This is a genomic window from Bacillus sp. FJAT-28004, assembly GCF_001280845.1.
Taxonomy (GTDB): domain Bacteria; phylum Bacillota; class Bacilli; order Paenibacillales; family Paenibacillaceae; genus Pristimantibacillus.
In genome coordinates this window covers 3,173,786-3,194,886 of sequence record NZ_LGHP01000001.1, presented here as the reverse complement: position 1 = coordinate 3,194,886, position 21,101 = coordinate 3,173,786, and the positions used below count along the sequence as shown (strand labels likewise).

Here is a 21,101-nt window from a genome sequence, read left to right as displayed (position 1 = left end):
CATGTTGGTACCTAAACGTGTCAAACACCGCAAACAACAACGCGGTCATATGAAGGGTCGCGCTAAAGGCGGCACTACAGTAGCATTCGGTGAATACGGTCTACAAGCACTAGAACCATCATGGATCACAAACCGTCAGATTGAAGCGGCTCGTATCGCTATGACTCGCTACATCAAACGTGGTGGTAAAGTTTGGATCAAGATTTTCCCTGCAAAACCAATTACTCAAAAGCCTCTTGAAGTGCGTATGGGTAGTGGTAAAGGTAACGTTGAGAAATGGGTAGCCGTAGTTAAACCAGGTAAAATCCTGTTTGAACTTGCTGGTGTATCCGAAGAAACCGCTCGTGAAGCGATGCGTCTTGCGGCTCATAAATTGCCAATCAAGACTAAATTCGTGAAGCGTGAAGAAGTGGGTGGTGAAGCAAATGAAAGCTAGTGAATTTAGAAACCTAACCTCTGCTGAGCTTGAACAACAGGTCGCTGGTTTTAAAGAAGAGCTTTTCAATCTTCGTTTCCAACTGGCTACTGGCCAATTGGATAACCCGACTCGGATCCGTGATGTGCGTAAAGGAATCGCTCGTGCTAAAACGATTTTGCGTGAAAGAGAACTCGGAATTAGCAGCTAGTAAATCCCTTACATGAATGCATAATCATGGCTGAAGGAAGGAGGAAGAACATGAGCGAACGCAATGCCCGCAAAGTGTTAATTGGCAAAGTGGTAAGCGACAAGATGGACAAAACAATCGTAGTTGCTATTGAAACATATAAAAAACACGATTTGTACCATAAACGCATTAAAGTTACGAAAAAATTTAAGGCGCACGATGAAAATGACCAAGCGAAGATTGGCGACATCGTGAAAATCATGGAGACTCGTCCGCTATCGAAAGACAAACGCTTCAGACTTGTAGAAGTTGTTGAAGTTGCTGTTATTATCTAATGAGCGTATGCAGTATCTGAGCATTTTTCCGAAAGGAGGACGTTGAAATGATTCAACCATTTTCGCGCTTAGCGGTTGCTGACAACTCCGGCGCAAAACAATTGATGTGTATCCGTGTACTTGGTGGAACGGGACGTCGCGTTGGTCACATCGGCGATTTGATCGTTTGCTCAGTAAAACAAGCAACACCAGGCGGCGTTGTCAAAAAGGGTGACGTTGTTAAAGCGGTTATCGTTCGTACAAAACGTTCGGTTCGTCGTAAAGACGGTTCGTACATCGCATTTGACGAAAACGCAGCTGTTATCGTTAAAGAAGATAAAAGCCCACGCGGCACACGTATTTTTGGACCTGTTGCCCGTGAACTTCGCGATAAAGATTTCATGAAAATCGTATCGCTTGCTCCAGAAGTAATCTAAGAACCTATATAAGCTTGAAAGCACAAGCGTGCAGGAGGTGTAACTCATGCCAAGGCTGAAAAAAGTACTCGAATCCCATAACAACAAATTGCACGTGAAAAAAGACGATACGGTTATCGTAATTACCGGTAAAGATAAAGGTAAGAAGGGCCGCGTTATCGCTGCATACCCGCGTGAAAATCGCGTTCTTGTAGAAGGTGTAAATACTGTTAAGAAACATACTCGTCCATCGCAAGCTAATCCACAGGGCGGTATTATCGAACAAGAAGCGCCAATTCACGTATCAAACGTTATGCATATCGATCCGAAGAGCGGTAAAGTAACACGTATCGGATACAAAGTGCTCGACAACGGCAAGAAAGTTCGGATCGCGAAACGTTCCGGAGAAGTAATCGACTAATCGTTACGGTAGGAAAGGAGGTCCATGATCAATGGCAGCAAGATTGAAAGGTCGTTTCTTAAACGAAATAACTCCTGCTCTTATGCAGAAGTTCAACTATACGTCTGTTATGCAAGTGCCGAAAATTGAGAAGGTAGTTATCAACATGGGGGTAGGCGAAGCGGTTTCCAATTCGAAAATCCTTGATGTAGCAGTTGAAGAACTACGTATCATTTCCGGTCAAAAACCAGTCGTTACTCGTGCGAAGAAGTCTATTGCAGGCTTTAAGCTTCGTGAGAACATGCCAATCGGGGTTAAAGTTACATTGCGCGGTGAGCGTATGTACCACTTCCTTGATAAACTGTTCAACATTTCTCTACCGCGTGTGCGTGACTTCCGCGGTGTATCAAACAAAGCTTTTGATGGTCGCGGTAACTATACGCTTGGCCTTAAAGAGCAATTGATATTCCCAGAGATCGAGTACGATAAAGTCGATAAAGTGCGCGGTATGGACATCGTCATCGTCACGACGGCAAAAACGGACGAAGAATCTCGTGAACTGCTGACCCAAATGGGCATGCCGTTTACGAAGTAATCCACTTTTAGGAGGTGTAATACCCAGTGGCAAAAACTTCGATGAAAGTGAAGCAACAACGCACACCGAAATTTAAAGTGCGCGCGTATACGCGCTGTGAGCGTTGCGGCCGTCCGCATTCTGTTTTGCAAAAGTTTAAAGTTTGCCGGATTTGTTTCCGTGAGTTAGCACATAAGGGCCAGATTCCTGGCGTTAAAAAAGCAAGCTGGTAATCAGCCTAGTTTGGGAAGGAGGTTAACACAATGGTTATGTCTGATCCGGTTGCAGATATGTTGACGCGTATTCGTAACGCGAATGTCGTTCGTCACGAGACCGTGGAAATGCCCGCTTCGAAAATGAAGAAGCAAATCGCTGAGATTTTGAAGCGCGAGGGTTTTATCCGCGACGCTGAATATATCGAAGACAACAAACAAGGGATTATCCGTATTTTCTTGAAATACGGCCCTAACCAAGAGCGCGTTATTACTGGCTTGAAACGTATTTCAAAACCAGGCCTTCGCGTTTATACACAATCAACTGAAATCCCTCGTGTACTCGGTGGACTTGGAATTGCAATTATTTCCACTTCCAAAGGGATTATGACTGATAAAGAAGCACGCCAGGTTAAATCAGGCGGCGAAGTAGTTTGCTACGTTTGGTAAGTAACAAGTCACAAAGATAGGAGGTGTAACAATGTCCCGTATTGGTCGCAAACCAATCCAAGTGCCTAACGGCGTAACAATCAACTTGGACAACACAGTTATTACTGTAAAAGGACCGAAAGGATCGCTTTCCCGTGAAATTCACAAAGAAATGAAAGTGAATGTAACGGAAACTGAAATCCTAGTAGAACGTCCTTCCGATAATAAATTGCATCGCTCGTTGCACGGAACAACTCGCAGCGTCATCGCTAACATGGTGAGCGGCGTTACTGAAGGCTTCTCCAAAAACTTGGAGCTAGTTGGCGTAGGTTACCGTGCAAATAAAGCTGGGGATAAAATCGTTCTTAACGTTGGTTACTCTCACCCAGTCGAGATCACTCCAGAAAACGGCATCGAGTTTGACGTTCCTGCGAACACTAAGATCACTGTTCGTGGTATCGATAAAGAACTAGTTGGCGCAACTGCAGCAAAAATTCGTTCCGTACGTGAACCAGAACCGTATAAAGGTAAAGGTATCAAGTATGAAGGCGAACGCATCATCCGCAAAGAAGGTAAAGCTGGTAAGAAAAAATAAGCAAACGGTTCGTTTGCTTAAGATAGCGTCTTAAGGCATAAAGAAAGGAGTGAACTTTGTATGATTACGAAAGGCGACAAAAACAAGGCTCGTCTAAAAAGACACCTTCGTGTTCGTAAAAAAATTAACGGTACAGCTGCACGTCCGCGTCTATCTGTATTCCGTTCCTCCAAGCATATGTATGCTCAACTAATCGACGATGTTTCAGGAGTAACAATCGTTTCTGCATCCACACAGGATAAAGAATTGACTGAAGCAATTGGCAACGGTGGCAACATCGATGCAGCGAGCAAAGTCGGAGAATTGATTGCGAAACGCGCTCAAGCTAAGGGTGTAACCCAAGTAGTATTTGACCGCGGTGGTTACTTGTATCACGGCAGAATTCAGGCACTTGCTACAGCAGCTCGTGAAGCTGGCCTAGAATTCTAATCGACTTTATTTATAAGGAGGTTAAACGACTTGCGTGTAGATCCAAATACGTTAGAACTGACTGAAAAAGTTGTTAATATCAATCGCGTATCTAAAGTTGTAAAAGGCGGACGCCGTTTCAGCTTTAGTGCACTAGTAGTAGTCGGCGACGGTAAAGGCTACGTTGGCGCAGGGATCGGTAAAGCAGGCGAAGTACCTGATGCAATCCGCAAAGGTATTGAAGATGCTAAGAAAAACCTGATCCACGTACCAATCGTTGGCACGACTATTCCCCATCTTGTACTCGGACATTTCGGTGCAGGTGAAGTTCTTTTGAAGCCAGCTTCAGAAGGTACTGGCGTTATCGCTGGCGGCCCGGTTCGTGCAGTTCTTGAACTTGCTGGTGTCGGCGACATCTTGACGAAATCGCTAGGTTCTTCGAACTCCATGAATATGGTTAATGCAACGCTTGAAGGTCTTTCCCGTCTTAAACGCGTGGAAGAAGTTGCTAAGCTTCGTGGAAAAACAGTCGAAGAACTGTTACGCTAAGGAGGGAAATAAGATGGCAAAATTGCAAATCACCCTCGTTCGCAGTTTAATCGGTCGCAACGAGAAACAACGTGCAACGGTTGAGTCTTTCGGTCTTAAAAAGATTCGTCAAGCAGTTGTTTTGAACGATAGCCCAGCTGTCCGCGGCATGGTTAACACTGTTAGTCACTTGGTAAAAGTTGTAGAAGTACAAGAATAGATGTAAGTTCTAAGAAATAAATAAGGAGGTGCACGAACGATGAAATTGCATGAGCTAGCACCAGCACCGGGCTCAACCCAAGCGCCAAAGCGCAAAGGTCGCGGTATCGGTTCCGGTAACGGTAAAACCGCCGGTAAAGGTCACAAAGGTCAAAACGCTCGCTCCGGCGGCGGCGTTCGTCCTGGTTTCGAGGGCGGACAAAATCCTTTGTATCGTCGAGTGCCGAAACGCGGATTTAACAACCCGTTCCGCAAAGAGTACGCGATTGTCAATATTGAAGAGCTAAATGCTTTTGCAGCAGGTACTGAAGTCACTCCAGAAGTTCTCATCGAGACTGGGATCGTTAAGAACCCGCTCGCTGGAATCAAAATTTTGGGTAATGGTGAAGTTAGCGTTACACTTACTGTTAAAGCAAACAAGTTCTCTCAATCTGCGGTAGAGAAAATCCAGGCTGCCGGCGGTAAAACCGAGGTGATCTAATTGTTCAAGACCGTGTCCAATATTTGGAAAGTGGCGGATCTTCGTACAAGGATCCTCTTCACCCTTTTCATCCTATTAATATACCGCATCGGTGCTTTTATTCCGGTACCTGGTGTAAACAAAGATGTGTTTAAGCAAGTTAATACAGCCGGTGCGGAACTGTTCGGCTTGCTTAACACGTTTTCCGGCGGTGCTTTGTTCCAATTCTCCATCTTTGCAATCGGAATTACACCATATATTACAGCGTCGATTATCGTACAGCTGTTGTCTATGGATGTTATCCCGAAATTTGCAGAGTGGGCTAAGGAAGGCGAGAACGGTAAACGTAAGCTCGCACAAATCACTCGTTATGGTACGATTGTTCTTGGTATGATCCAAGGTTTCGCAACAGCGATCGGCTTTAACCGTCAATACGGTTATGAAATGATCGTTGGCGCAACATTCGTTGATTACTTGATCATCGCGATTATCTTGACAGCAGGTACTGCTTTCTTGATGTGGCTAGGTGAGCAAATTACGGAAAAAGGAATCGGAAATGGTATTTCCATTCTTATCTTTGCAGCAATTGCAGCTGGTATTCCTGGACACATTCGTACGATCGTCGAAGATCAGTTCGTAGGTGCCCAAGACCAACTGTTCCTGAACATCATCAAAATGGTACTGATTCTGATTGCGATTATCGCAATCATCGTCGGTGTTATATTCGTACAACAAGGTATTCGTAAAATTCCTGTTCAATACGCAAAACGCGTTGTTGGACGGAAAATGTACGGCGGACAATCGACGCACATTCCGATGAAAGTGAACGGCGCAGGCGTTATTCCGGTCATTTTCGCGGTTTCACTTATCATGTTCCCGGTTACGATTGCTCAGTTTTGGTCCACTCAGGGTTGGGCAGACTGGATCATTAAAAATATGAGCTATGACCAGCCGCTTGGTATGGTATTGTACGTATTGTTAATCATCGGGTTTACCTTCTTCTACACTTTCGTACAGATTAATCCGGTTCAAATGGCCGATCAAATGAAGAAAAATGGCGGATATATTCCAGGTATTCGTCCAGGAAAACCAACTTCGTCTTACCTAACACGCGTTATGTCGCGTATTACGTTGACAGGTGCAATTTTCTTGGCGGTTATCTCAATCATTCCGGTATTCTTCGGGACACTTGCTGGATTACCTAAGTCAGTGCAGCTAGGTGGTACTTCATTACTAATCGTTATCGGTGTTGCACTTGATACGATGAAGCAAATCGAGAGCCAGTTGATCAAACGCCATTACAAAGGGTTTATCAATAAATAACAATAGGTTCTGACCGGGCTTCCGCGTTCGTCAACAGGCGCTCTGCGGCTGCCCGCCCGAACCTATTGTGCTTAAAGCGAGGAACTCAGCAATGAACATTTTATTCATGGGCCCTCCGGGCGCCGGTAAAGGTACACAAGCTGAACGGATCGTTGAAGAGTTCGGTATTCCTCATATTTCTACTGGCGATGCTTTTCGCCTCGCTATGAAAGAAGGAACCGCACTCGGAATCAAAGCGAAAGAGTATGTCGATCAAGGCTTGCTCGTTCCCGATGAGATCACGAACGGCATTGTAAAGGAAAGACTTGAACAAGCCGATTGCAAAAATGGATTCTTGCTCGACGGGTTTCCTCGCACACTGCAGCAAGCAGAAGCACTTGATGTTATGCTTGCGGAGCTCGGACGCAGTATTGACCATGTTGTAAATTTAAAGGTTGATCGCAGCTTGCTGCTTGCTCGCTTGACGGGCAGACGCATATCGAAAACGACTGGTACGACTTATCATGTAATCTTTAATCCACCTAAGGTCGAAGGTATCTGCGACAAAGACGGCGGAGAATTGTATCAACGTTCTGATGATACAGAGGAAAAGGTCGGAACTCGTTTGGATGAGTATACATCCAAAACCGCACCTCTACTCGATTACTACAGTGCTAAAGGTCTCCTTCGCGAAGTCGACGGCGAGAAGGACATTGATGTTGTAACATCAGACATCGTATCCTGCTTGCGAGGTTCATTGTAATGATTATATGCAAATCCGAATCGGAGCTGCGATATATGAGGGAAGCAGGACGCATTGTTGCGGAAACGCATCGATTGATGGCGCAGGCTGTGAAACCAGGCATCACTACTAGTGAGCTTGACCAAATCGCTGAAACGTACATTAAGAGTCAAAATGCGATCCCTTCCTTTAAAGGTTACAATGGTTTCCCTTCCAGCATTTGTGCTTCTGTGAATGACGAGCTGGTGCACGGCTTCCCTGGGTCACGCAAGTTGAACGAAGGCGATATAATTAGTATCGATATCGGTGCGCAATTTGAAGGCTATCATGGCGATTCAGCTTGGACATATGCGGTAGGAGCTGTAACCCCTGAAGTTCAAAAATTGCTCGACGTGACGGAAGCATCGCTTTATGCGGGGCTTGCACTCGTCAAACCGGATATTAGGCTATATACAATTTCGCATGCTATTCAAAAGGTAATTGAAGATGCAGGATTCTCCGTAGTACGGGAATACGTAGGGCACGGAATCGGCGCGGACCTCCATGAGGAACCACAAATACCGAACTACGGCATACCAGATCGTGGACCTCGTCTGAAGACCGGAATGGTACTTGCAATCGAACCAATGGTTAATATCGGTGAACGATATGTCCGGACGCTCGAAGACAATTGGACGGTTGTAACGGAAGACGGCTCATGGTGCGCTCATTTCGAGCATACAGTAGCTGTTACAGAGGACGGCTTTGAAATATTGACCATTTTGCCGCAGCAACCATAACTATGACGATGGAAGCTCGTCCCCAGATTGGTCAGTTCGTCAAAGTACTTCGCGGTAAAGATGAGGAAAGCTATGCTGTTATCTTAGCAATCGTTGATGAGCGATTCGTCATGATTGCCGATGGCCATAAGCGCCGATTCGATGGACCGAAGAAAAAGAACGTTCTACATCTCGAGTTACAGCCTGCAATTAGTTCTGAGGTTTCAAGCAGTATGCAAGAGACCGGCAGGGTGACCAACGCAAAGTTACGTTATGCAATTCAGAAGTATGTAAATGCGAAAGGAGAATGACGGTTGGCTAAGGAAGACATCATTGAGGTCGAAGGTACGGTTATAGAACCGTTGCCGAATGCCACGTTCAAGGTGGAGCTGGAGAACGGTCATCAAATTCTCGCACATGTTTCCGGTAAGCTCAGAATGCACTTTATTCGCATCCTGACAGGAGACAAGGTGGTTATACAGTTATCGCCTTATGATTTATCAAAAGGGCGCATCACCTATCGTAAATAAGCTCAAGTAGGGGCTTATTACGAAAGATTCGGGAGGTAATCACAATGAAGGTTAGACCTTCGGTAAAGCCGATCTGCGAAAAATGCAAAGTCATTCGTCGCAAAGGCAACGTTATGGTGATTTGTGAAAATCCGAAACACAAACAAAAACAAGGATAGAAGGAGGGGAATATAGCCTATGGCACGTATAGCTGGTGTAGACTTGCCGCGTGACAAACGCGTCGAAATCGCCCTGACATACATTTTCGGTATCGGCAAAACAACGTCGCAAAAACTTTTGAATACAGCTGAAGTTAGCTACGACACTCGTGTTCGTGACTTGACAGAAGACGAACTTGCTCGCCTTCGCGAAGCAATTGATAAATCTGTTAAAGTAGAAGGCGACTTGCGTCGTGAAATTTCGCTTAACATTAAACGTCTGACTGAAATCGGATGCTACCGTGGTCTTCGTCACCGTCGTGGCTTGCCTGTTCGCGGTCAACGTACGAAAACAAATGCACGTACACGTAAAGGTCCTCGTCGGACTGTAGCTAACAAGAAGAAATAAGAAGGGAGGATAATGGACAATGGCTAAACCAAAAAAAGTCGTTCGTACGAAACGTCGCGACCGGAAAAACATTGAGACTGGCGTTGCGCATATTCGCTCGACATTCAACAATACGATCGTTACGATCACGGATCCTCACGGCAATGCAATTTCATGGGCAAGCTCTGGTAACATGGGCTTCAGAGGCTCACGTAAGAGCACGCCTTTCGCAGCACAAATGGCTGCTGAAACAGCTGCTAAAGCTGCGATGGAGCATGGCATGAGAACTGTCGAAGTGATGGTAAAAGGACCAGGCGCTGGCCGTGAAGCTGCGATTCGTTCGCTTCAAGCTGCTGGATTGGAAGTTAACCTCATTAAAGACGTAACACCAGTTCCTCACAACGGATGCCGTCCTCCGAAACGTCGTCGCGTATAGTTGGATCTGATGTGGTATCAAATATCAACAACTTGTGAATAATGGTTGTGAAGGTTTGGCATACTACAAGGTTTGACTTAAAATAACGTAAGCTAACGGAGCGACGTTTGAAGGAGGGTACTATTAGTGATTGAGATCGAAAAGCCGAAAATCGAAACCGTAGAACTGAATGATGAAGGAACTTACGGACGTTTCGTCGTTGAGCCGCTTGAACGCGGATATGGCACGACGCTTGGGAATTCGCTTCGCCGGATTTTGTTGTCGTCGTTGCCGGGTGCAGCAGTAACTTCGGTTCAAATCGATGGAGTGCTTCACGAGTTCTCTACGGTTCCCGGAGTGATTGAGGATGTTACCGAAATCATTCTGAACCTGAAGGGCCTCTCGTTGAAAATCCACTCCGATGAAGAAAAGGTGTTGGAAATCGACGCGGATGGCGAAGGGAATATTACAGCGGGCGACATTCGAGCAGACAGCGATGTCGAGATTTTAAGCCCTGATCTTCACATCGCAACCTTGGCCTCCGGCGCGCGGCTCCATATGCGGGTATTTGCTAATCGGGGACGCGGTTACGTGCAAGCGGACCGCAACAAGAAAGACGAACAACCGATTGGTGTAATTCCTGTAGATTCGATTTACACGCCAATTACTCGTGTAAATTATAGCGTTGAAAATACGCGTGTTGGTCAAGTAACTAACTACGACAAGTTAACGCTTGAAGTATGGACTGACGGTAGTATTAGACCGGAAGAGGCTGTGAGCCTCGGCGCTAAAATTTTGACTGAGCATTTGGACTTGTTCGTTGGATTGACCGATGAAGCCAAAGACGCTGAAATTATGGTTGAGAAGGAAGAAGATAAGAAAGAGAAAGTTCTAGAGATGACGATCGAGGAACTTGATCTTTCCGTCCGTTCTTACAACTGCTTGAAACGCGCTGGTATCAACACGGTTCAAGAGCTAATTACGAAATCCGAAGAGGATATGATGAAGGTCCGTAACCTAGGCCGTAAATCCCTTGAGGAAGTTCAAGAGAAGCTTGAAGAACTCGGTTTGGGCCTTCGCATGGAAGAGTAGTAACCAACTAGTGAAGACAAAAGAGCAAGGGAGGGGAAAACAAGATGGCATATCAAAAATTAGGACGTGACGCTAGTGCACGGAAAGCTTTGTTCCGTGACCTCGTTACTGACTTGTTCCTTTATGAGCGTATTCAAACGACTGAAGCAAAAGCGAAAGAAGTTCGTTCTATCGCTGAGAAGTTGATCACTAAAGCTAAGCAAGGTGATCTTCATGCTCGTCGTCAAGTAGCAGCTTATGTTCGTCGCGAAACTGTTGATGGACAGCAAGACGCTATCCAAAAGCTATTCTCCGATCTAGCACCTCGTTACTCGGAGCGCGCAGGCGGATACACGCGTATTCTAAAACTAGGACCCCGTCGCGGCGATGCTGCGCCTATGGTTTACCTGGAATTGGTTGACCGCGCGTAGTAACCTAATAAATGAAATGTATAAGCTTGTCCACAGCGTTAAACCTTGTCCAAGCTTTATACGCGAGCGGTAAACGGCTTGTGCCTGCCAACGTGGGGGATGAGCTGCTAACGCAATAAAATATAAGCAAGTATTAGGGTCTCCCTATACTTCTTATATTTTAATGAAAAGGGTGGACCCTTGCGGCCACCTTTTTTTGTTTGAAAAGAATGATTTGTTATTCATGTCAGGGGCAATAGATGAGCTTGTGTGATACCTACAGGTGTCCATAAGGCTTAGCATCTTAGGTTCCCTAAGCAAGAGGGAATTTTGGACGTTTAGGTATCCCTATAGTTAAAGGGGGGGATAGGTTGAGGAATATATGCGTAAAGGTCAGTTATGACGGGGCAGGCTTTAACGGTTTTCAGACGCAGCCTTACGGCAGAACGGTTCAGGGTGAAATAGAGAAGGCCATAAAGAAGCTGACGGGCGAGACGACCATTATTATTGGCTCGGGTCGCACAGATGCGGGAGTGCATGCGCGGGGACAAATATTCAATTTCTATACGGAATCTACGATTCCAACAGAGAGATGGGCGATTGCGCTTAATACGCGGTTGCCGAAGGATATCGTCATTATTGAAGCATTCGATGTGCCAGAGCATTTTCATGCAAGAAGATCCGCTAAGCGCAAAACGTATCGCTATACGATTGATACTGGGAAGTTTCCTGATGTATTTGGCCGACAATATCGCTTTCATCATCCGACGCCGCTTGATGTGGATGCGATGCGGGAGGGTCTTAGCTACCTAGTAGGTAAACATGACTTTACTTCCTTCACATCGATACATTCAACCAAGCCTCATCATATTCGTACGATCTATGAAGCAGATTTTGTTCAGGAAGGCCCAATCGTGCATATGTACGTGACAGGCAATGGTTTTCTGTACAATATGGTTCGAGTCATTATGGGAACTTTACTATGGGTTGGCGAAGGGAAGATGGCTTCATCGGAGATCAAAAACATCCTTGAGGGGCGAAATCGTTCGCTTGCTGGTCCTACGGCAATGCCGCATGGATTGATGTTGATGGATGTTGAATATTCCAGCGAAATACAGGGATAAATCACTATAAATTACTTGCACTTACTTATTCTTTATAGTAGAATATAACTTGTGCTTTCGAAGTGGCTAACCCACAGCCCCGACTGAGATTGTCACAAACTTGGCTATCAACAATGAACAAACAAATCAACGTTTACGTTGTTATAAAAACGATTAATGTATGAAATTAAGGAGGATCATCCATGCGTACCACTTATATGGCTAAATCAACTGAAGTTGATCGTAAATGGTTCGTCGTCGATGCGGAAGGCAAGACGCTAGGCCGCTTGGCGAGTGAAGTTGCTGCCCTGATCCGCGGCAAACACAAACCGACATTTACGCCACATGTTGATACAGGCGATTTCGTTGTTGTTATCAACGCAGAAAAAATCCATCTGACAGGTAAGAAAATGTCAGATAAAATTTACTACAGTCACTCCATGTACTCCGGCGGATTGAAATCCACTCCGGCACAAGAGATGATTAAGAACAAGCCAGAACGCGTAATCGAACTGGCTGTACACGGCATGTTGCCTAAGAACCGTCTTGGTAACAAAATGAAGCTTAAACTTAAAGTATACGCAGGTGCTGAACATCCGCATCAAGCACAAAACCCTGAAGTTTACGAACTTCGCGGGTAATAAAGAGGAGGACAAGTTTCATGGCTCAAGTGCAATACTATGGAACCGGTCGTCGTAAACACTCTGTTGCACGTGTACGTCTTGTGCCGGGTGAAGGACGAATCATTATTAACAAACGCGACCTTAATGAATATTTTGGTCTAGAAACATTGAAGCTGATCGTAAAACAACCGCTTAACCTTACTGACACATTGTCTAACTACGATGTACTAGTAATTGCTAACGGCGGCGGTATGTCCGGTCAAGCAGGCGCTATCCGTCACGGTATTTCACGTGCTTTGCTTAAAGCAGATCCTGAATTCCGTCCGGCTCTAAAACGTGCTGGCTTCCTAACTCGTGATCCGCGTATGAAAGAGCGTAAAAAATACGGTCTTAAAGCGGCTCGTCGCGCTCCACAATTCTCGAAACGTTAAGACTATACATCAAAATGCCTTCTCTGTTTATCAGAGAGGGCATTTTTTTGTGCATTTTGCTAATCCAAAAACTTTATTTCATTTTGGTTAAAACTTATATTGAACATTGAACACTTTGAACGTATAATTATTATACAGAGCAATTTACTAGGAATTAAAAACGGAGGGCAAAAAAATGAACCTTTTTGAAAAAGAAGCGCTTATCAAGCAAAAGGAAGTAGAACTTGAAAACGCAACACCGGAAGAAATTATTGCGTTTGCGGTAGAAACATTTCCTAATCTTACTTTCGCATGCAGCTTTGGTGCTGAAGATGTTGTACTTGTTGATATGCTGCAAAAAGTTAGCCCAAAAACGGATATTTTCTATTTAGATACGGATTTCCATTTTAAAGAAACATATGAGACTCGTGATCTTATGGCTCAGCGTTACCCTGGCATTCCTTTCGTTGAAGTGAAGCCTGAAATTACACCTGAAGAGCAAGCTGCTCAGTTCGGTGAAGAACTTTGGAAGTCCGATGCGAACGCATGCTGCAATATTCGTAAAGTTAAACCACTTACGAACATTCTCTCGAAGTATGACGCATGGATTACGGGCATTCGCCGTGATCAAGCACCTACTCGCGCTAATTCCAAAAAAATTGAGTATGATACAAAATTCGGACTGGTCAAATTCAACCCAATTGCTCACTGGACTACTGAGGACGTATGGAACTATATCCGTGAGAATGATGTTATATATAATCCATTGCATGATCAAAACTACCCAAGCATCGGTTGCGAGCAGTGCACTCGCAAAGTAATGCCAGGTGAAGATCCGCGTGCTGGTCGTTGGTCAGGTCAAGAAAAAACAGAATGTGGATTGCATAAATAAGCATTCGCGAGGAGGATAAATTTCAATGAGTCAAATTCTACCGCACGGTGGCGTACTCGTTAACCGTGTCGCTTCGGGCGAACAACGTGAAGCATTACTAGCTGAAGCTAAAACACTTAAATCCATTACGATAAACACTTGGGCTATCTCTGACCTTGATCTAATCGCTGTTGGAGCGTTCTCTCCACTTACTGGCTTCATGAACGAAGCGGATTACCAGTCGGTTGTGAAAGACATGCGTCTTGCTAATGGAACCGTATGGAGCATTCCTATTACACTTGCTGTAGAAGAAGCGAAGGCTTCTGAATTTTCCGTAGGCGAGCGTGCAGTTCTAATCGGTGAAGATGGTGTAATATACGCAATCATTAACATTGACAGCATCTACTCGGTTGACCATAAGGTTGAAGCAGTCAACGTATTCAAAACAGATGATCTGGAGCACCCAGGTGTTCAAAAGCTGTTCGAACGTTCTTCTACAAATGTTGGCGGAGAAATTACGGTTCTAAAACGTCCTCAGCCTGAGAAGTTTAATGAGTTTTATTTTGACCCATCGGAAACTCGTCGTCTATTTGCAGAAAAAGGCTGGAAAACCGTTGTTGGTTTCCAAACTCGCAATCCAGTTCACCGCGCACATGAATACATTCAAAAAACAGCAATGGAAATCGTTGATGCGCTTTTCCTCAATCCGCTCGTTGGTGAAACGAAATCGGATGATGTTCCTGCGAATGTACGGATGAAGAGCTACCTAGCGCTGCTTGAGAACTACTATCCGAAGGATCGTGTATTCCTTGGTGTATTCCCGGCAGCTATGCGTTACGCTGGACCTCGTGAGGCGATCTTCCATGCTCTCGTTCGTAAAAACTATGGTTGCTCGCATTTTATTGTTGGACGCGATCATGCAGGTGTAGGCGACTACTATGGAACGTACGAAGCTCAAGACCTGCTCAAAACGATTCCAGCAGAAGACCTAGGCATAACGCCACTTTATTTCGAGCACAGCTTCTTCTGCAAAGAGTGCGGCAACATGGCAACATCCAAAACTTGCCCGCATGACAAGGAGCATCATTTGACACTTTCGGGTACGAAGGTACGCGCATTGCTGCGTGATGGCATTTGCCCGCCGCCTGAGTTCTCCCGTCCAGAGGTTGCTAAAATATTGATTGAAGGCATGTCTGAGCAGCCAGTAGTTTAATTAACCGAATAACATAAGGTTTGTCTCATAAACGACCATCTCGTCCCATATAAATGAAAGTGAGCATTTGGCTTATTTAAAGCTGCTTGATGCCGCGTATTCATTTGATGGAGAACGGGGTGGTTTTTTTATGCGCCGAATCGATCGGCATGTTGTCATTTGGTTGACGTTTAAAGGCATAATTCGAATCAGTATCGGATTGCTGGTTATTGCACTTACAGGCATACTGCTTACACAATCGATGCCTTCAAAAAAAGCATGGTCTTATTGGACGCTTCCTTTGTCTGGCAAGACCATAGCGATTGATGCTGGCCATGGCGGGGCAGATGGCGGTGCGATCAGTAAGCAGGGCATTATTGAGAAGGATCTAAACTTAGCGATTGCGCTTTATTTGCGCGATTATTTGCAACAGGCTGGTGCTATCGTGGTTATGACAAGGGAAGGGGATTATGATCTTGCTACGGGGGATTCAAGAGCCTACAGCAAGCGCAAGACGGAAGACTTAAAGAAACGTGTAGCCCTTATTAAAAACAGCAATCCGGCCGCAGTCATAAGCATTCATATGAACAGCATCCCTTCAACTAAATGGACTGGAGCACAAACCTTTTTTCATCCGAGCAATCACCCAGACAATATTATTCTTGCTACCTTTATACAAGATGAGATTAAACGCAATTTAGAAAATACAACAAGGGTCGCTGCTACCGTGAAGGATGTTTACGTGTTGAAATCAATCGAGAACATACCGACGGCGCTGGTCGAGGTAGGATTCTTATCTAATCCAGGCGAATCACAGCGGCTTGCAGATACGGAGTACCAAAGATCGGTAGCCGCATCGATCTATCAAGGTATTCTGAGATATGCCGCAGGGGAGAAGTTAAGCGGCAGTGTGCTGCAGGATGAGGTGACGGACAAGTAATTTGCCTTACGCCAAAATGATACAAAGCGTCAGCAGATGACTTGGTTCATTAGTTTACTGTGTTATACTAACTATTATATAGTTCTAATTATATAAAGGTGGGACACAACCTATGTTGACACGAGAGCAAGTTATAGAAGCCGTCGAATTAGTGACGGCAGAGCATAAAGCGGATGAAATCACCATCCGCGACGTAATGGTTCGGGACCGTCAAGTTTCGATGACGGTCCTTGGGTCTGGCGCGGTATTGCAGCCCGCGCTGGAAGCCTCGCTTCGCGAGGCGCTGGCGCGCCTAGGCGCCGAAACCGTGCACTTCCGGTTTCGTGCCGGGGCAGCGCCTGCCGCAGGCGCAGGCGCGTCTACGCCGCCGCCAGCGGCAGCTGCAGCACCGGCTGCGGCTAGCGCCGGTGCTGGCAAAACTAGCGGCCCAGCGCCCGTTCAGGGGCACGGGGCCGGCCTAGCTAACCCGCTGCTGGATCCTGCCAGCGGGGTGCAGTTCATCGCCGTCGCGAGCGGCAAGGGCGGCGTCGGCAAATCGACGGTGACCGTCAACTTGGCGGTTGCTTTAGCCCGCAGGGGCAAGCGCGTTGGCATCATCGACGCAGACATCTACGGCTTCAGCGTGCCTGATATGATGGGTATCGAGGAGCGTCCAGATGTTGTTAATGAACGGGTAATTCCCATTGAGAAATTTGGTGTCAAGGTGATGTCCATGGGCTTCTTCGTAGAGGATAACAGCCCGATCGTTTGGCGCGGACCTATGCTCGGCAAAATGCTGCGCAACTTCTTCCAAGAGATCGAGTGGGGCGAGCTAGATTATTTGCTGCTAGACCTTCCGCCTGGTACGGGAGATGTAGCGCTTGATGTGCATCAGATTATTCCGCAAAGCAAGGAAATTATCGTAACAACCCCGCATGCCACAGCAGCATTCGTTGCAGCTAGGGCAGGCGCTATGGCGATTAAGACTGAACACGAAATTATAGGGATCGTTGAGAATATGTCCTATTTCGAATCCAAGGCTACCGGCGAGAGGGAATATGTATTTGGTCGGGGAGGCGGCGCGCGTCTTGCTGAGACGCTTCATGCTGATCTGCTTGCTCAAATTCCGTTAGGCGCACCGGACAACCATGTGTCAGAGCCCGACTTTGCACCCTCCGTATACAAAGAGGATACCGAGACAGGCAAAATGTACTTGGAACTTGCAGATCGCGTATTAGCAAAATGCGGCGGATAGTTAAATAGCAAAAGCCCGAACAAACGTCCCAAGGCAGCAAGACATTGCTGCTTTGGAGACAACCTGTTCGGGCTTTATTATTTTTATTTTAATTACTGACTGCTACATACCTGAGTCGCCGCCTTGTTCATCTCCCGAGCCAGAATCTCCGCCGTCACCGCCGCCTTCATCGGATTTCTGTTCGTCGCCGCCCGATTCATCTTTCTTCTTATCGACTTTCTCATCTGGACTTGGCTTAAGCTCTTCTTGGACCGCTTTTTTCATCAAATCAAGCACTTCAAGCCGAAATAGCGGATTTTGCATTGCATCCTGCATAAGGGACATAACTTCCTTGCGGTATTGCGTACTTTGCAGCACCTCAAGAATCATCTTGTCCATCTCTGGATTTTTCAGCACTTTAATTAAATCTGCTTGATAGGAGGGGTCCTTTATTAGTTCTTTATGAATTTGTTTATTTTGCTTATTAACGGATTTGGCAAATTCCCCCGCGAAACGTGGATCAACCATAAGCTTTTTGATTACCTTGTCGTACTGAGGAGAAATAAGAACATCCTTGACCGCTAAGCGAACTTCCTCCTGATCCTGTACAGACAACAACTTGGAGGTTTGGCCGTTATAGCCAGACATTTGCTGAGAAGACTCCTGAAGCGCTTTTTGCGCATCCTCCGTTTTGAGGATATCAATGACCATCGATTTTAAATCCTTGTAGCTAACCTGCTCGTTACTTCCGGAGGACTCGGCACCACAGCCCGATAGTACAATTAACATTGCTGAAATAACCGAAAATAAAGCAAAGCTCTTACGCATGTTTCGCAAGCTCCTTTCTATGTCATTGCTGCTGCATTCCGTTTGGATAAATAAATCGTTCAAAAGTGATGGATCGTACACTTATTATGTACAAAGTTCACCGTATTATCATGGACAGACTTTAGCTTTTTATTGTGAACGTGGTAAAATAAAGGGTAATGTGGATAACAGGAGGATAATGAACGTGAATTTAAAAAAGTGGTTCTTTTTATTTTGGAGCGGTATGGTAGTAGGGGGACTTGCCTGCGTGATTACCGGAGCGATTATGGCTTGGGTAGATCCAGAGTTTGGTTTCTTAGGCTTTAAGGCTGTCGGTTTCAATGCATTAATGATGGCTTTGGTTGGCCTAATGATAGGCGCGTTCAGCCAAATGGGCTTTTTCGCTTATTTAACTTTAAACTACATCGCGCTTAGCGTATTCGGCAAAAAATATTTATGGAATGCGCTGCAGGGATATACTACAATATTCGCAGCAATAGGGCTAGGGTATATGCTGTATGAGCAGCGCCTTAACAATTGGTTTTTCTGGACGCTGCCGCTTATCCTGCTTGCGCTGTCTGTAGCGGTATCATGGTTTAAAGTTAAGCAAACGAACAAAACCGCTTTTGTACCGACAATGTTTTTGATGTTCTTCATTACATTCATTGAAGCTTGGCCTGCACTGCAAGGAGAAACGAATGTATCCGCTATCGTCTTTATGATGGTTCCTTTATTCGTCTGCAATGCATACCAAATTATGATGATGCACCGTTTGGTCAAAAAAGAAACAACCGACTCAGCAGCGATTGCTGCAAAGCCGGTCGTTTAATTTAATATTCTAATTCTGAAGCATTAATTTGTGGGAATGTAGAGGATGTCTTGTCCTGCACAGCTTTGCCATCGACCTCTGTTTGAGTGATGAGATCAGTTACCGTAACGAAATCGTAACCTTTTTCACGCAGCTGATCAATGACGATCGGCAGCGCCTCATGTGTCTGTTTTACGGAATCACTTGCATGGAACAAAATAATGTCGCCAGGATGAGCACGCGTAACGACTCGATTAATAATTTTGTCAGTACCGATGTTCATCCAATCGAGTGAATCCGTATCCCACTGAATAACCTTATATTGCAGTTCTTCGGCAATACGTAGTACCCGCTTGTCAAAATCTCCGTTAGGAAGTCGGATCAATTTCGGTTGTTTTCCCGTTACGTCGGATAGAATGGTATGTGCAGTCGTAATTTGTTTGCGAATTTCCTCATCGCTCAGCTTGCTGTAATTATCGTGCTTGTGTCCATGGCTGCCTATTTCATAACCAGCCTCTTGAATCTTTCTGACGATTTCAGGATGGGACTGACTCCATGGAGAAGACAAGAAGAAGGTAGCCTGCTTAATGTTTTTCTCTTTTAGTACATTAAGAATGGGTTCCGTGCGTTTATCGCCCCAACTAATGTCAAAGGTAAGAGCAACAACCTTTTTGTCAGTGGGCACGCTGTAGATTGCAGCCGGCTGCTGCTGCGGAGCAAACACGGTGATGTTGTCACGTTCGGCATAGATGATGCCAATGGAAAATACGACAGCGATAGAAATTAAGAAATACCTTTTCAACTTTCGGCCATTCAGAACATAAAAAACGTTCATTGGGAAGGGCACTCCTCTCTAATGGAAGCTTGTACTAAGATAAGAAAGTATAAATCCGACCTTTATACCTCACTTATCCTTAATTGCGAAACGATTATTTGCCTCCATGGAAGGCTGCCGTCGTTTACGCTTGTAGTACAATCTATGCTCGTACTACAGAGATATTCATCCATCTTGCGAACTTACAAGCTGCGGAGGGGATAAAATGTTTAAATGGCGTTTGATTTGGGAGCATTTTAAGCAAATGAATCCCTATATAGCGTTTGGATCGATATTGTTTTTAGCAGGAATGGTTATCGGAGGCACCAACCCCGCATTCAGAGCTTTTCTAGATGAACAGCTGAAAGGGTTAGGACAGTTAGCCGAAATGATCGATGATTCCAAAAATCCAACATTAACGATGATGATCTTCATTTTTTTGAATAATGCAATAAAATCGATATTGGTCATGTACTTAGGTGCACTGTTTGGGGTCTTGCCATTTTTCTTCTTAGTTGTTAACGGGATGATGATTGGATATTTGCTGAAAACGACAGCGGAGCTGCATGGCGGCGGATATGTGATGGAGCTAATTGTAAAAGGTTTGCTGCCGCACGGAATCCTGGAAATACCCGCAATTATTATCGCTTGCGCTTATGGCATGCGTTTTGGAGTGCTCGTCTTGAAAGCAGGAGGATCTCTTGTATTCGCCAGATCGAAGACAGCCGGACTAAGCCGTGAGCTTGAAAGTTTTGTAGTTCGTACCGTTCCTATGATGGTAATTTTGACGATAACACTGCTTATAGCGGCAGTAATCGAAAGTACAATTACATTATGGTTGTTGCAGATGTAATAATTTTTCCAATATTTGAGCATAACAGTATAGCAGTGTCGAAACGCATTTGCGTGAGACGTTGCTTTTTTGTTCGTTAAAGGACGATCTAGTTGCGCTTTTCAACTTAAGGAGGTCACTCACGGCTATGCTCGGAATACTATTCAACGATAAAGAATGCAAAGAACTCGACTACGTCCTTCGTAAAGAACTGGATGAAATGCTGCTGGACCTGAATGATTCAAGACTAGATGGTGATATTAAACAAGCTATTACAAGAAGATACAAGATCATTTTCCGTATGTACGCACGAATTGCCTCCCCGAAAGAGCTATCGCGTTATGCATTAAATGCGCGTTCTTATCGATAAAATCAAGTTTTTAAACTTTTTTTAAAAAAGGGGTTGCATTTAATTGGGCCCCTGTGATATATTATTTCTTGTCGCCGCTGAGACACACGCGGTTGACACGAAAGAATAGTTTGCTCTTTGAAAACTGAACAACGAGTAATAACTGCCTCGCAAATCCTTCGGGATAAGCGAAAAAGCGATAAAAAAGTAATGAGCATTTCAAACA

The 21,101-nt window shown here is 45.2% G+C and carries 35 protein-coding genes; 33 read left to right on the top strand and 2 right to left on the bottom strand.

The annotated features are described in order from the left end of the window. The first annotated feature begins 1 nt into the window (after window position 1). The 30 genes from rplP (at window position 2) to AC787_RS13775 (ending at window position 17,286) form a co-directional block, all read left to right on the top strand. Window positions 2–436, top strand: a complete 435-nt coding sequence (gene rplP / locus AC787_RS13920; protein WP_054025320.1) for a 50S ribosomal protein L16 — start codon at window positions 2–4, stop codon at window positions 434–436. Then, the gene (rpmC, locus tag AC787_RS13915) at window positions 426–626 is read left to right on the top strand and encodes a 50S ribosomal protein L29 (RefSeq protein WP_053373905.1); all 201 of its coding nucleotides are present in this window, start codon (window positions 426–428) and stop codon (window positions 624–626) included. The genes rplP and rpmC overlap by 11 nt, the downstream gene beginning before the upstream one ends. A 50-nt stretch (window positions 627–676) precedes the next feature. After that, window positions 677–940: a 30S ribosomal protein S17 gene (rpsQ, locus tag AC787_RS13910; protein WP_054025319.1), complete on the top strand. Its 264-nt coding sequence runs from the start codon at window positions 677–679 to the stop codon at window positions 938–940. 47 nt (window positions 941–987) lie between these two features. Further along, window positions 988–1,356: a 50S ribosomal protein L14 gene (gene rplN / locus AC787_RS13905; protein WP_054025318.1), complete on the top strand. Its 369-nt coding sequence runs from the start codon at window positions 988–990 to the stop codon at window positions 1,354–1,356. A gap of 46 nt (window positions 1,357–1,402) precedes the next feature. Then, window positions 1,403–1,756: a 50S ribosomal protein L24 gene (gene rplX, locus AC787_RS13900; protein ID WP_076271424.1), complete on the top strand. Its 354-nt coding sequence runs from the start codon at window positions 1,403–1,405 to the stop codon at window positions 1,754–1,756. 31 nt (window positions 1,757–1,787) lie between these two features. Further along, entirely contained in the window at window positions 1,788–2,330 is a 543-nt protein-coding gene (gene rplE / locus AC787_RS13895) for a 50S ribosomal protein L5 (protein ID WP_053373908.1), read from the top strand. A 26-nt stretch (window positions 2,331–2,356) separates the two neighbouring features. Next, a complete protein-coding gene (locus AC787_RS13890; protein WP_054025317.1) occupies window positions 2,357–2,542 on the top strand; it encodes a type Z 30S ribosomal protein S14 in 186 nt (61 codons plus the stop codon). A gap of 30 nt (window positions 2,543–2,572) precedes the next feature. Then, window positions 2,573–2,971 carry a 30S ribosomal protein S8 gene (gene rpsH, locus AC787_RS13885; RefSeq protein WP_053373909.1) on the top strand — a complete coding sequence of 133 codons (399 nt, stop codon included), beginning with the start codon at window positions 2,573–2,575 and terminating at the stop codon, window positions 2,969–2,971. A gap of 31 nt (window positions 2,972–3,002) precedes the next feature. Continuing rightward, window positions 3,003–3,545: a 50S ribosomal protein L6 gene (gene rplF, locus AC787_RS13880; protein ID WP_054025316.1), complete on the top strand. Its 543-nt coding sequence runs from the start codon at window positions 3,003–3,005 to the stop codon at window positions 3,543–3,545. 60 nt (window positions 3,546–3,605) lie between these two features. After that, window positions 3,606–3,974, top strand: a complete 369-nt coding sequence (gene rplR, locus AC787_RS13875) for a 50S ribosomal protein L18 (protein ID WP_054025315.1) — start codon at window positions 3,606–3,608, stop codon at window positions 3,972–3,974. A gap of 30 nt (window positions 3,975–4,004) precedes the next feature. After that, window positions 4,005–4,502, top strand: a complete 498-nt coding sequence (rpsE, locus tag AC787_RS13870) for a 30S ribosomal protein S5 (RefSeq protein ID WP_054025314.1) — start codon at window positions 4,005–4,007, stop codon at window positions 4,500–4,502. Window positions 4,503–4,515: 13 nt separating this feature from the next. Then, on the top strand, window positions 4,516–4,701 hold the full coding sequence (rpmD, locus tag AC787_RS34830; protein WP_054025313.1) for a 50S ribosomal protein L30: 186 nt from the start codon (window positions 4,516–4,518) through the stop codon (window positions 4,699–4,701). A 39-nt stretch (window positions 4,702–4,740) separates the two neighbouring features. Further along, window positions 4,741–5,181 (top strand): 50S ribosomal protein L15, encoded by a 441-nt coding sequence (rplO, locus tag AC787_RS13860; RefSeq protein WP_053373914.1) that lies wholly within the window; start codon window positions 4,741–4,743, stop codon window positions 5,179–5,181. Next, the gene (gene secY / locus AC787_RS13855; RefSeq protein WP_054025312.1) at window positions 5,182–6,483 is read left to right on the top strand and encodes a preprotein translocase subunit SecY; all 1,302 of its coding nucleotides are present in this window, start codon (window positions 5,182–5,184) and stop codon (window positions 6,481–6,483) included. 91 nt (window positions 6,484–6,574) lie between these two features. After that, window positions 6,575–7,225: an adenylate kinase gene (locus AC787_RS13850; RefSeq protein WP_054025311.1), complete on the top strand. Its 651-nt coding sequence runs from the start codon at window positions 6,575–6,577 to the stop codon at window positions 7,223–7,225. Beyond that, on the top strand, window positions 7,225–7,983 hold the full coding sequence (gene map, locus AC787_RS13845; RefSeq protein ID WP_054025310.1) for a type I methionyl aminopeptidase: 759 nt from the start codon (window positions 7,225–7,227) through the stop codon (window positions 7,981–7,983). Before AC787_RS13850 ends, map begins: the two co-directional genes overlap by 1 nt. Window positions 7,984–7,991: 8 nt before the next feature. After that, window positions 7,992–8,273 carry a KOW domain-containing RNA-binding protein gene (locus AC787_RS13840; protein WP_152970634.1) on the top strand — a complete coding sequence of 94 codons (282 nt, stop codon included), beginning with the start codon at window positions 7,992–7,994 and terminating at the stop codon, window positions 8,271–8,273. A gap of 3 nt (window positions 8,274–8,276) precedes the next feature. Further along, window positions 8,277–8,492, top strand: coding sequence for a translation initiation factor IF-1 (gene infA / locus AC787_RS13835; RefSeq protein WP_053373919.1), 216 nt, complete (start codon window positions 8,277–8,279; stop codon window positions 8,490–8,492). A gap of 44 nt (window positions 8,493–8,536) precedes the next feature. Then, window positions 8,537–8,650, top strand: coding sequence for a 50S ribosomal protein L36 (gene rpmJ, locus AC787_RS13830; RefSeq protein WP_003333770.1), 114 nt, complete (start codon window positions 8,537–8,539; stop codon window positions 8,648–8,650). 19 nt (window positions 8,651–8,669) lie between these two features. Further along, entirely contained in the window at window positions 8,670–9,038 is a 369-nt protein-coding gene (rpsM, locus tag AC787_RS13825; protein WP_054025308.1) for a 30S ribosomal protein S13, read from the top strand. Between the two features lie 19 nt (window positions 9,039–9,057). Continuing rightward, on the top strand, window positions 9,058–9,453 hold the full coding sequence (gene rpsK, locus AC787_RS13820) for a 30S ribosomal protein S11 (protein WP_054025307.1): 396 nt from the start codon (window positions 9,058–9,060) through the stop codon (window positions 9,451–9,453). 126 nt (window positions 9,454–9,579) lie between these two features. Continuing rightward, on the top strand, window positions 9,580–10,524 hold the full coding sequence (locus tag AC787_RS13815; RefSeq protein ID WP_053373922.1) for a DNA-directed RNA polymerase subunit alpha: 945 nt from the start codon (window positions 9,580–9,582) through the stop codon (window positions 10,522–10,524). 44 nt (window positions 10,525–10,568) lie between these two features. Then, a complete protein-coding gene (gene rplQ, locus AC787_RS13810; protein WP_054025306.1) occupies window positions 10,569–10,934 on the top strand; it encodes a 50S ribosomal protein L17 in 366 nt (121 codons plus the stop codon). 350 nt (window positions 10,935–11,284) lie between these two features. After that, window positions 11,285–12,037, top strand: coding sequence for a tRNA pseudouridine(38-40) synthase TruA (truA, locus tag AC787_RS13805; protein ID WP_054025305.1), 753 nt, complete (start codon window positions 11,285–11,287; stop codon window positions 12,035–12,037). 182 nt (window positions 12,038–12,219) lie between these two features. Further along, entirely contained in the window at window positions 12,220–12,657 is a 438-nt protein-coding gene (gene rplM, locus AC787_RS13800; protein ID WP_054025304.1) for a 50S ribosomal protein L13, read from the top strand. A 20-nt stretch (window positions 12,658–12,677) separates the two neighbouring features. Then, complete coding sequence (rpsI, locus tag AC787_RS13795; protein ID WP_054025303.1) at window positions 12,678–13,070, top strand: 30S ribosomal protein S9; 393 nt, start codon at window positions 12,678–12,680, stop codon at window positions 13,068–13,070. Between the two features lie 175 nt (window positions 13,071–13,245). After that, the gene (locus AC787_RS13790; protein ID WP_054025302.1) at window positions 13,246–13,941 is read left to right on the top strand and encodes a phosphoadenylyl-sulfate reductase; all 696 of its coding nucleotides are present in this window, start codon (window positions 13,246–13,248) and stop codon (window positions 13,939–13,941) included. Between the two features lie 25 nt (window positions 13,942–13,966). Then, window positions 13,967–15,133, top strand: a complete 1,167-nt coding sequence (gene sat, locus AC787_RS13785) for a sulfate adenylyltransferase (protein WP_054025301.1) — start codon at window positions 13,967–13,969, stop codon at window positions 15,131–15,133. A gap of 130 nt (window positions 15,134–15,263) precedes the next feature. Then, window positions 15,264–16,052: an N-acetylmuramoyl-L-alanine amidase CwlD gene (gene cwlD, locus AC787_RS13780; RefSeq protein WP_054027060.1), complete on the top strand. Its 789-nt coding sequence runs from the start codon at window positions 15,264–15,266 to the stop codon at window positions 16,050–16,052. Between the two features lie 112 nt (window positions 16,053–16,164). Continuing rightward, complete coding sequence (locus AC787_RS13775) at window positions 16,165–17,286, top strand: Mrp/NBP35 family ATP-binding protein (RefSeq protein WP_054025300.1); 1,122 nt, start codon at window positions 16,165–16,167, stop codon at window positions 17,284–17,286. Window positions 17,287–17,388: 102 nt separating this feature from the next. Here AC787_RS13775 and gerD read toward each other — a convergent pair whose 3' ends face one another. Then, on the bottom strand, window positions 17,389–18,093 hold the full coding sequence (gene gerD / locus AC787_RS13770) for a spore germination lipoprotein GerD (protein ID WP_054025299.1): 705 nt from the start codon (window positions 18,091–18,093) through the stop codon (window positions 17,389–17,391). Window positions 18,094–18,277: 184 nt separating this feature from the next. Between gerD and AC787_RS13765 the strand changes: the two genes are divergently transcribed. Then, window positions 18,278–18,901 (top strand): KinB-signaling pathway activation protein, encoded by a 624-nt coding sequence (locus AC787_RS13765; RefSeq protein WP_054025298.1) that lies wholly within the window; start codon window positions 18,278–18,280, stop codon window positions 18,899–18,901. Window position 18,902: 1 nt separating this feature from the next. On the opposite strand, the gene pdaB is transcribed toward AC787_RS13765, so the two are convergent. Further along, entirely contained in the window at window positions 18,903–19,715 is an 813-nt protein-coding gene (pdaB, locus tag AC787_RS13760; protein ID WP_054025297.1) for a polysaccharide deacetylase family sporulation protein PdaB, read from the bottom strand. A 205-nt stretch (window positions 19,716–19,920) separates the two neighbouring features. On the opposite strand from pdaB, the gene AC787_RS13755 reads away from it, so the two are divergent. Beyond that, window positions 19,921–20,547 (top strand): stage II sporulation protein M, encoded by a 627-nt coding sequence (locus tag AC787_RS13755; protein ID WP_054025296.1) that lies wholly within the window; start codon window positions 19,921–19,923, stop codon window positions 20,545–20,547. A gap of 127 nt (window positions 20,548–20,674) precedes the next feature. Then, window positions 20,675–20,896 carry a hypothetical protein gene (locus AC787_RS13750; protein WP_053373934.1) on the top strand — a complete coding sequence of 74 codons (222 nt, stop codon included), beginning with the start codon at window positions 20,675–20,677 and terminating at the stop codon, window positions 20,894–20,896. Window positions 20,897–21,101: the final 205 nt, after the last annotated feature.

Excerpts from the sequence above, each read along its gene's own strand:
- AC787_RS13750 (WP_053373934.1), top strand. The coding sequence starts at position 20,675 with ATGCTCGGAATACTATTCAACGATAAAGAATGCAAAGAACTCGACTAC.
- rplR (WP_054025315.1), top strand. The coding sequence starts at position 3,606 with ATGATTACGAAAGGCGACAAAAACAAGGCTCGTCTAAAAAGACACCTT.
- AC787_RS13840 (WP_152970634.1), top strand. The coding sequence starts at position 7,992 with ATGGAAGCTCGTCCCCAGATTGGTCAGTTCGTCAAAGTACTTCGCGGT.
- AC787_RS13755 (WP_054025296.1), top strand. The coding sequence starts at position 19,921 with ATGTTTAAATGGCGTTTGATTTGGGAGCATTTTAAGCAAATGAATCCC.
- rpsH (WP_053373909.1), top strand. The coding sequence starts at position 2,573 with ATGGTTATGTCTGATCCGGTTGCAGATATGTTGACGCGTATTCGTAAC.
- rpsQ (WP_054025319.1), top strand. The coding sequence starts at position 677 with ATGAGCGAACGCAATGCCCGCAAAGTGTTAATTGGCAAAGTGGTAAGC.
- map (WP_054025310.1), top strand. The coding sequence starts at position 7,225 with ATGATTATATGCAAATCCGAATCGGAGCTGCGATATATGAGGGAAGCA.
- rplE (WP_053373908.1), top strand. The coding sequence starts at position 1,788 with ATGGCAGCAAGATTGAAAGGTCGTTTCTTAAACGAAATAACTCCTGCT.
- sat (WP_054025301.1), top strand. The coding sequence starts at position 13,967 with ATGAGTCAAATTCTACCGCACGGTGGCGTACTCGTTAACCGTGTCGCT.
- rpmD (WP_054025313.1), top strand. The coding sequence starts at position 4,516 with ATGGCAAAATTGCAAATCACCCTCGTTCGCAGTTTAATCGGTCGCAAC.
- rpmC (WP_053373905.1), top strand. The coding sequence starts at position 426 with ATGAAAGCTAGTGAATTTAGAAACCTAACCTCTGCTGAGCTTGAACAA.
- rpsK (WP_054025307.1), top strand. The coding sequence starts at position 9,058 with ATGGCTAAACCAAAAAAAGTCGTTCGTACGAAACGTCGCGACCGGAAA.
- AC787_RS13850 (WP_054025311.1), top strand. The coding sequence starts at position 6,575 with ATGAACATTTTATTCATGGGCCCTCCGGGCGCCGGTAAAGGTACACAA.
- cwlD (WP_054027060.1), top strand. The coding sequence starts at position 15,264 with ATGCGCCGAATCGATCGGCATGTTGTCATTTGGTTGACGTTTAAAGGC.
- gerD (WP_054025299.1), bottom strand. The coding sequence starts at position 18,093 with ATGCGTAAGAGCTTTGCTTTATTTTCGGTTATTTCAGCAATGTTAATT.
- rplQ (WP_054025306.1), top strand. The coding sequence starts at position 10,569 with ATGGCATATCAAAAATTAGGACGTGACGCTAGTGCACGGAAAGCTTTG.
- rpsM (WP_054025308.1), top strand. The coding sequence starts at position 8,670 with ATGGCACGTATAGCTGGTGTAGACTTGCCGCGTGACAAACGCGTCGAA.
- rplN (WP_054025318.1), top strand. The coding sequence starts at position 988 with ATGATTCAACCATTTTCGCGCTTAGCGGTTGCTGACAACTCCGGCGCA.
- AC787_RS13775 (WP_054025300.1), top strand. The coding sequence starts at position 16,165 with ATGTTGACACGAGAGCAAGTTATAGAAGCCGTCGAATTAGTGACGGCA.
- rplP (WP_054025320.1), top strand. The coding sequence starts at position 2 with ATGTTGGTACCTAAACGTGTCAAACACCGCAAACAACAACGCGGTCAT.
- AC787_RS13790 (WP_054025302.1), top strand. The coding sequence starts at position 13,246 with ATGAACCTTTTTGAAAAAGAAGCGCTTATCAAGCAAAAGGAAGTAGAA.
- pdaB (WP_054025297.1), bottom strand. The coding sequence starts at position 19,715 with ATGAACGTTTTTTATGTTCTGAATGGCCGAAAGTTGAAAAGGTATTTC.
- rplM (WP_054025304.1), top strand. The coding sequence starts at position 12,220 with ATGCGTACCACTTATATGGCTAAATCAACTGAAGTTGATCGTAAATGG.
- rplF (WP_054025316.1), top strand. The coding sequence starts at position 3,003 with ATGTCCCGTATTGGTCGCAAACCAATCCAAGTGCCTAACGGCGTAACA.
- rplO (WP_053373914.1), top strand. The coding sequence starts at position 4,741 with ATGAAATTGCATGAGCTAGCACCAGCACCGGGCTCAACCCAAGCGCCA.
- rpsI (WP_054025303.1), top strand. The coding sequence starts at position 12,678 with ATGGCTCAAGTGCAATACTATGGAACCGGTCGTCGTAAACACTCTGTT.
- rpmJ (WP_003333770.1), top strand. The coding sequence starts at position 8,537 with ATGAAGGTTAGACCTTCGGTAAAGCCGATCTGCGAAAAATGCAAAGTC.
- rplX (WP_076271424.1), top strand. The coding sequence starts at position 1,403 with ATGCCAAGGCTGAAAAAAGTACTCGAATCCCATAACAACAAATTGCAC.